This window comes from Rhodococcus yunnanensis NBRC 103083 (assembly GCF_001895005.1).
GTDB classification, from domain to species: Bacteria; Actinomycetota; Actinomycetes; order Mycobacteriales; family Mycobacteriaceae; genus Rhodococcoides; species Rhodococcoides yunnanense.
Map to the genome: position 1 here is coordinate 1 of NZ_BCXH01000060.1, position 849 is coordinate 849.

An 849-nucleotide genomic window follows, 5' to 3' on the forward strand; every position below is an offset into this window, starting at 1 on the left:
TTCGCATGAGGCGATCGTGAACCGTCTTCTGTGGATGCAGGACACTTATCGGTTGACCGAGAGTGATGTCGTGTTGCAGAAGACGCCGTTCACGTTCGATGTGTCGGTGTGGGAGTTCTTCTGGGCACTTCAGGTGGGTGCTTCGGTTGTGGTCGCGGTGCCGGACGGTCATCGTGATCCGAGTTATCTGGCTGGGGTCATCGCCGACGAGTCGGTGACCATCGTCCACTTCGTTCCGTCGATGCTTGCTGTGTTCGTCGGGGAGATCGAGGCGCGCGCGTCTCGGTTGCCGAGTTTGCGCGCGGTATTCGCGTCGGGTGAAGCGCTGCCCGGTGCGACGGCACATCGTATGTTCGCGGCTTTGCCGAACGTGGCGTTGCACAACTTGTACGGCCCGACGGAGGCGGCTGTCGATGTCACGTTCCACGAGGTGCGGTCGGACGAGATCGTGATTCCCATCGGTGCTCCGGTGTGGAATACCCGTGTCTTCGTGTTGGATCGCCGGTTGGCTCCGGTTCCGGTCGGTGTGGAGGGTGAACTCTATCTCGCCGGAGTGCAGCTTGCGCGCGGTTATGTCGGCCGTCCTGATTTGACTGCGGATCGGTTTGTTGCGCATCCGGTTGCGGAGGCTCGTGCTCGGGGTGAGCGTCTTTATCGAACCGGTGATGTGGTGCGGTGGACTTCGAGCGGTGAGCTCGATTATGTGGGTCGTAGTGATTTTCAGGTCAAGCTCCGCGGTTTGCGGATCGAGTTGGGTGAAATCGAGACCATTTTGTTGGAACAGGGTTCGATTGCTCAGGCTGCGGTGATGGTTCGTGATGACCAGTTGGTGGCGTATGTCGTCACGAA

At 59.5% G+C, this 849-nt stretch carries 1 protein-coding gene; it reads left to right on the forward strand.

What is annotated here, in order from left to right:
* Nucleotides 1-849, forward strand: an 849-nt coding sequence (locus RY1_RS29265; protein ID WP_139280023.1) for an AMP-binding protein, incomplete at both ends; no start/stop codon positions are given.